Source organism: Lentzea albidocapillata subsp. violacea, from assembly GCF_900100275.1.
In the GTDB taxonomy this organism is placed as follows: Bacteria; Actinomycetota; Actinomycetes; order Mycobacteriales; family Pseudonocardiaceae; genus Lentzea; species Lentzea violacea.
In genome coordinates this window covers 1-6,308 of record NZ_FNET01000050.1, presented here as the reverse complement: position 1 = coordinate 6,308, position 6,308 = coordinate 1, and the positions used below count along the sequence as shown (strand labels likewise).

Here is a 6,308-nt window from a genome sequence, read left to right as displayed (position 1 = left end):
CGTGGCGTGCAGTACCGGGCGGTGCGCTACACCCAGCGCCTTGCCGAGACCGACGCTGTCGCATCCGTTGGCAGCAAAGGAGATTCCTACGACAACGCGATGGCCGAGGCGTTCAACTCGTTGTATAAGGCCGAACTCGTTCGCAACCGCGGACCATGGCGCGGCCTGGACGATATCGAGATCGCCACCGTCGAGTACATCGACTGGTACAACAACCGACGCCTGCACGGCGAGCTCGGGCACGTACCGCCCGCCGAGTACGAAGCACTACACGCGATGACCCACCCGGTCACCGCAACCCAGGAAACCAACTAATCCAGTCTCCATCAAACCCGGTACTTGACACCTTCTCCTTCTGGCTGCTCGTGTTCGGAAGCGTGCTGGTGCTCGCGGGATTCCTCACTCCCGGTGGCGCCGCGGACTTCGGGTGGTTCGCCTACGCCCCACTGCACAACGCCACCCACAGCCCTGGTGTCGGCGGCGACCTGTGGGCGGCCGGGCTCATCGTCTCGGGCCTGGGAACCATCCTGGCCGCGGTGAACATGATCACCACGGTGGTGTGCCTGCGCTGTCCCGGGATGACGATGTGGCGGATGCCGATCTTCACCTGGAACATCACGTTCACCAGCGTCCTGGTCTTGGCCGCGTTCCCGCCCCTGACCGCCGGGCTGTTCGGCATTCTCGCCGACCGCCACCTGGGCGCGCACGTGTTCGACCCTGCCAACGGTGGCGTGATCCTCTGGCAGCACCTGTTCTGGTTCTTCGGCCACCCCGAGGTCTACATCGTCGCCTTGCCGTTCTTCGGCATCGTCAGCGAGATCATCCCGGTGTTCTCCCGCAAGCCCTTGTTCGGTTACAAGGGCCTGGTGTTCGCCACCATGGCCATCACCGGCTTGTCGATGACGGTGTGGGCGCACCACATGTACGCCACCGGCGCCGTGCTGTTGCCGTTCTTCGCACTGACCTCGTTCCTGATCGCGGTGCCCACCGGTATCAAGTTCTTCAACTGGATCGGCACGATGTGGAAAGGGCAGCTCACCTTCGAGTCCCCGATGCTGTGGAGCGTCGGCTTCCTGGTGACCTTCTTGTTCGGCGGCCTGTCCGGTGTGCTGTTGGCCGCACCCGCCCTGGACTTCCACGTCTCGGACACTTACTTCGTCGTCGCCCACTTCCACTACGTGCTGTTCGGGACGATCGTGTTCGCGATGTTCGGCGGCATCTACTTCTGGTTTCCCAAGTTCACCGGCCGGTTCCTCGATGAGGGACTCGGCAAGGTCCACTTCTGGGCCACGTTCGTCGGTTTTCACACCACCTTCCTCGTGCAGCACTGGCTCGGTAACGAAGGCATGCCCCGCCGCTATGCCGACTATCTGGCCACCGACGGCTTCACCACCCTCAACACGATCTCCACGGTGGGGTCGTTCCTGCTCGGCCTGTCCGTGCTGCCCTTCATCTACAACGTGGCCCGCAGCTACCGCTTCGGCGAGCCCGCCGCGGCCGACGATCCCTGGGGTCACGGCAACTCGTTGGAATGGGCGACCTCCAGCCCGCCGCCCCGCCACAACTTCACCGAGTTGCCCAGAATCCGCTCCGAACGGCCCTCGTTCGAACTGCACTACCCGCACATGAGCGAACGCATGCGGGCGGAATCCCACCTCACTCCGTTCCCAGGACGCCGTCACAGCCCGCCGGCCCCCTCGGAGATCGGCGCCGCGGCAACCCAGCCACCCGATCAGGGCGGTGACGATCCGACCAACCGCTGACACGACCGACGGACACCATCCTCGGAGGACACTCTCGTGCAGGACGTGATTGCCGCGGTCCTGGCCGAAGCGGCGACACCGGCAGATCTGGCCGCCGCACGCACCCAGATGGCCTTCTCCCTGGGATGGCACATCATCATCGCTTGCTTCGGCGTGGGAATGCCCGGACTGACCGTGTTCGTCCAGTGGCGCGGGCAACGCACCGGCGACCCGGTCTACGAATCCCTGGCACGCACCTGGGCCCGCGCGATGGGAGTGCTGTTCGCGGTCGGCGCGGTCTCCGGCACCATTCTCAGCTTCGAAATGGGCCTGCTGTGGCCCGGTCTCATGGGCAAGTTCGGCGACGTCATCGGACTGCCGTTCACGCTCGAAGGATTCGCCTTCTTCATCGAAGCGATCTTCTTGGGCATCTACCTCTACGCCTGGGACCGGCTACCGCCCCGCATCCACCTGCTCACCGGCATCCCCGTCATCCTCGCCGGCGTCGCCTCCGCGTTCTTCGTGGTCACCGCCAACGCCTGGATGAACCAACCTCGAGGATTCGACTTCACCGGCGGCGAGGTCACCGGCATCCGCCCCTGGGAGGCGATGTTCAACCCCCGCCACCCCGCCACAGACAGCGCACATGATCGTCGCCGCGTTCATGGTCACCGGATTCGGAGTCGCCGCCGTCTACGCCGCGGCGATGCTGCGCGGCAAACGCGACCGGTACCACCGCCTGGGGTTTCTCGTTCCGTTCACCGTGGCCGCCGCCCTCGCCCCGGTGCAGGTCGTCGTCGGCGACTGGGCCGCGCACTTCCTGGCCGACTACCAGCCGCTGAAACTGGCCGCGATCGAAGGACTCACCCACACCACCCAAGGAGCCCCGCTGTCGTTGGGCGGCGTCTACGTCGACGGCGAACTGCGATACGCACTGGAAATCCCCAACGCCCTGTCGCTGCTGGCCCACTGGGACCCCGACGCCCTCGTCCTCGGCCTGGACCAAGCACCCGCCGACCTGCGTCCTCCGGTCAACGTCGTGCACTGGAGCTTCCAGATCATGGTCGCCATCGGATTCGCTCTGGTCGCGCTCGGCGGCTGGCTCGCGTGGACCTGGTGGCGGCGCCGTGCGATACCCCGCACCCGCTGGTTCCTGGCCGCCGCCGCGCTCGCCGGACCCGCCGCGGTTCTGGCACTGGAAGCCGGCTGGGTCGTCACCGAGGTCGGACGGCAACCCTGGGTGGTCTACAACGTGCTGCTCACCCGCGACGCGGTCAACCCTCAACCCGGCCTGACCACGGGACTGCTGCTCGTGCTGGCCGTCTACGCCGCGCTGACCGTGGCCACCGTCTACGTCCTGCGCAAGCTCGCCCGCCGAGGCCCGGTCCCCGCCCGCGCCCTGGCACCCCAGGAACCGTCCACTGCCTCACCCGATGAGGACCAGACCGAACGGGACGGAGGAACCCCGTGAACTCCGCCGTGGTGCTGCTGGTCGTGCTCTGGACAGGGCTAACCCTCTACACGCTGTTCGGCGGCGCCGATTTCGGCGGCGGGTTGTGGGACCTGCTCGCCGGCGGCGCCGAACGCGGCAAGCCGCAACGCGAACTCATCGAGCACTCCATCGGACCGGTCTGGGAAGCCAACCACGTCTGGCTCATCTTCGTGATCACCCTGTTCTGGACCGGATTCCCCACCGCCTTCGCGGCCTTCGCCGCCACCCTCTACATCCCGCTCACCCTGGCCGCGCTGGGCATCATCGCCCGCGGCGCCGCCTTCGCCTTCCGCAAAGTCAGCGACGAACTCTGGCAACGACGCCTGTTCGGCGCCGCGTTCGCCTTCTCATCACTGGTCACCCCGTTCTTTCTCGGCACCACCCTGGGCGCGGTCGCCTCCCGCCGGGTACCCACCGACATCGCCGCAGGCGACCCCCTCACCAGCTGGCTCAACCCCACCTCGATCACCACCGGCGTCCTCGCCGTGGCAACGACCGCCTACCTGGCCGCCGTCTACCTCACCGCCGACGCCCGCCGCACCGCCACCCCCGAACTGTCCGACGCGTTCCGACGCCGCGCTCTTCTGACCGGAGCCGGACTGGGCGTGCTCACCCTCGCCGCCCTGCCCATCGTCCGAGTCGACGCGCCGCACCTGTTCACCGGCCTCACCGGACCGGCTCTACCCCTGGTGGCCGGTGGTGTGGTCGCCGGTGTGCTCTCGATGGCGCTGCTGCTGACCCGCCGCTACCTGATCGTGCGGATCACCGCCGCGCTGGCCGTCGCCACGATCCTCTGGGCCTGGGCCGTGGCCCAATACCCGGTCATGCTCCCCGGACTCACCGTCCACGTCGCCGCCACCAGCCCCGCCGTACTTGACGCCGTGCTCTGGGTACTCGCCGTCGGAGCCGCCGTGCTCATCCCGTCTCTGATCTACCTCTACACGGTGTTCCAACGCGAACATCCACCGCACGCGACGCACGCGGACATCGCACCCTGACACGATCCAACCGGCCAGCGCACTACGGATTCGGATTCGACCAGCAGCGGTTCCAACATCACGGAGGCTGACTCGGCATCCAGCGCTGCGATTATCCGATCTTGATCGCAGCGACCAGGACACCTCCGAGAATCACCGCAATACCCGCCATCGCCACCCAACTACCCCAGGAGGCCAACGCCAAGACCGCCGCAACGACCGCGACCAGCAACACGGCCACAACAGCCAGCCGGAGTGCCCCGTCGGGGCCGAACAAGAAACGACGCATCACAGCAGCCTTGCAGAACGCGCCACCGCCCGCGCCAACCCGCTCTGGTGGGTCGACGCGGGCTGGGCGGCATCCAGCACGGGCCCGGGAAATCGTGCTGAGCCGAGGGACGCAGCACGACGCAGGCAACGGAGCGTGGTCAACGTCCAAGCAACGCGCTCAAACGCTTGAGCAGCGACGGACCTCGGCCCGGCGACTCACATCGACACCGCTGAGCAGCCGGCACTTCACCAAGCACTTGCTCGACATGCTGACCACATCCGGCATACGTGGCCTTACCGCACGAACTGCACGTCACCCGGCGACACATGGTGAAACACCTCTCCGTCGAAGTTCCCTCTTCGGCGAGTATACCCCCAGGGGTATCTGTGGGTCGGCGCGACTTTGCTGATCACGACAATCGATGGCTACGAACATCGCTCGCGTAACCATCGACCGACGTCACGAGCTCGACATCCGTGGCGGACGTGGCGCCCGCATGAAAGCACACGGACGCGGCAGGAACCGCCCAGTTCGCCGGGCATAGGACGGGTAGCCGGGAAACCGTTGCCTCAAGTACGACTCTTCCCAGCGCGTCTTCGCCACGATCACGACGGCCAGTGCGATGAACATGACGGCCCGCAAGATGCCTGGGGCAACCAACGTCCACCCCAGCGCAGCGCCGAGCAAGCCCGTGTACATGGGATGACGAGAGAACCGGTACGGCCCGCCTGTTCGCAACTCCGCACGGCTGTTCGGCAGTGGGGAGACAGTCAGGCCTCGACCCAAAACCACCGCCGTCACCACCATCAACACAACCCCGCCGACCACTGCCGCCCACCCGGCCCAGCGCAGCCTGTCGGGAGCAGTCCACCCATCCGTCGGTGCAACGGCAAAGGCGGCCAGGAGAACGACCTGCAGGCCTACCAGCAGAGCCGCCGTACGCTTGTTCCTGGCTGGTTCCGACACCATCGCTGCACCTCGGTTTTCCGCTACGGCGTTCCGTTCAGAATACCGCCAGGGGTATATCAACGCGCGACTGATCCACCGGCGCGATCCGCCTGACGCATCGTGATCTGCGGGGACGATGTCAAATCGGTCAGCAATTCATGATCATCTCTTCGGTCGCAGGCTCAGAGCTCCTGCTGGACGTCCGAGGCGCCTGCGGCGACCAACGCAACGATCGTCGGCCCAACGTTTCACTCCGCGGGTGCGGCACCTGTACCACGGGCAAGTACATCGTCATCTTATGGCCGCTGCGCGCGGGTCTGGGAATCCGCCACGAATGCGGAGGTTATGCAGAACCTCCAGGAGTTTGCCGGTTGTCGGCGAACTCTCACGCCATCGAGTGAAGCCGTGACCCTGGCTTTTCACCTGTATGGACGCGTGTTCCGCTGCTGTGGCGTCGGTCGGGAGCCGACGTGTGCTCCGGTGGCTGCCGGTGGCATTGCGGGCACCTCGCGATGCCTGCTGGGTCGAACAGGTGTCAAGTACCGGGTTTGATGGAGACTGGATTAGTTGGTTTCCTGGGTTGCGGTGACCGGGTGGGTCATCGCGTGTAGTGCTTCGTACTCGGCGGGCGGTACGTGCCCGAGCTCGCCGTGCAGGCGTCGGTTGTTGTACCAGTCGATGTACTCGACGGTGGCGATCTCGATATCGTCCAGGCCGCGCCATGGTCCGCGGTTGCGAACGAGTTCGGCCTTATACAACGAGTTGAACGCCTCGGCCATCGCGTTGTCGTAGGAATCTCCTTTGCTGCCAACGGATGCGACAGCGTCGGTCTCGGCAAGGCGCTGGGTGTAGCGCACCGCCCGGTACTGCACGCCACG

5 protein-coding genes and 2 pseudogenes are annotated in these 6,308 nt (G+C 66.0%); 5 read left to right on the top strand and 2 right to left on the bottom strand.

Features of this window, described 5'->3' with window-relative positions; all coding sequences use genetic code 11:
- The 5 genes and pseudogenes from BLR21_RS41440 to BLR21_RS41425 form a co-directional block, all read left to right on the top strand.
- Positions 1-315: integrase core domain-containing protein (locus BLR21_RS41440; RefSeq protein WP_143028148.1), on the top strand; the 315-nt coding region annotated here is incomplete at its 5' end.
- A gap of 17 nt (positions 316-332) precedes the next feature.
- Positions 333-1,763 (top strand): annotated as a pseudogene (locus tag BLR21_RS41435) (cytochrome c oxidase subunit I); the annotation flags it as partial.
- A gap of 108 nt (positions 1,764-1,871) precedes the next feature.
- A pseudogene (locus BLR21_RS44340) lies at positions 1,872-2,312 on the top strand (cytochrome ubiquinol oxidase subunit I); the annotation flags it as partial.
- A 76-nt stretch (positions 2,313-2,388) separates the two neighbouring features.
- Complete coding sequence (locus BLR21_RS44335) at positions 2,389-3,213, top strand: cytochrome ubiquinol oxidase subunit I (RefSeq protein WP_256335267.1); 825 nt, start codon at positions 2,389-2,391, stop codon at positions 3,211-3,213.
- On the top strand, positions 3,210-4,232 hold the full coding sequence (locus BLR21_RS41425; protein ID WP_090015581.1) for a cytochrome d ubiquinol oxidase subunit II: 1,023 nt from the start codon (positions 3,210-3,212) through the stop codon (positions 4,230-4,232). The genes BLR21_RS44335 and BLR21_RS41425 overlap by 4 nt, the downstream gene beginning before the upstream one ends.
- 709 nt (positions 4,233-4,941) lie before the next feature.
- Here BLR21_RS41425 and BLR21_RS41415 read toward each other — a convergent pair.
- Both BLR21_RS41415 and BLR21_RS41410 read right to left on the bottom strand, forming a co-directional pair.
- Entirely contained in the window at positions 4,942-5,451 is a 510-nt protein-coding gene (locus BLR21_RS41415; protein ID WP_090015579.1) for a methyltransferase family protein, read from the bottom strand.
- A gap of 542 nt (positions 5,452-5,993) precedes the next feature.
- Positions 5,994-6,308: integrase core domain-containing protein (locus BLR21_RS41410; RefSeq protein WP_143028148.1), on the bottom strand; the 315-nt coding region annotated here is incomplete at its 5' end.

What these genes read in the sequence shown, in the direction of transcription:
- BLR21_RS44335 (WP_256335267.1), top strand. Translation starts at nt 2,389, where the DNA reads ATGATCGTCGCCGCGTTCATGGTCACCGGATTCGGAGTCGCCGCCGTC.
- BLR21_RS41415 (WP_090015579.1), bottom strand. Translation starts at nt 5,451, where the DNA reads ATGGTGTCGGAACCAGCCAGGAACAAGCGTACGGCGGCTCTGCTGGTA.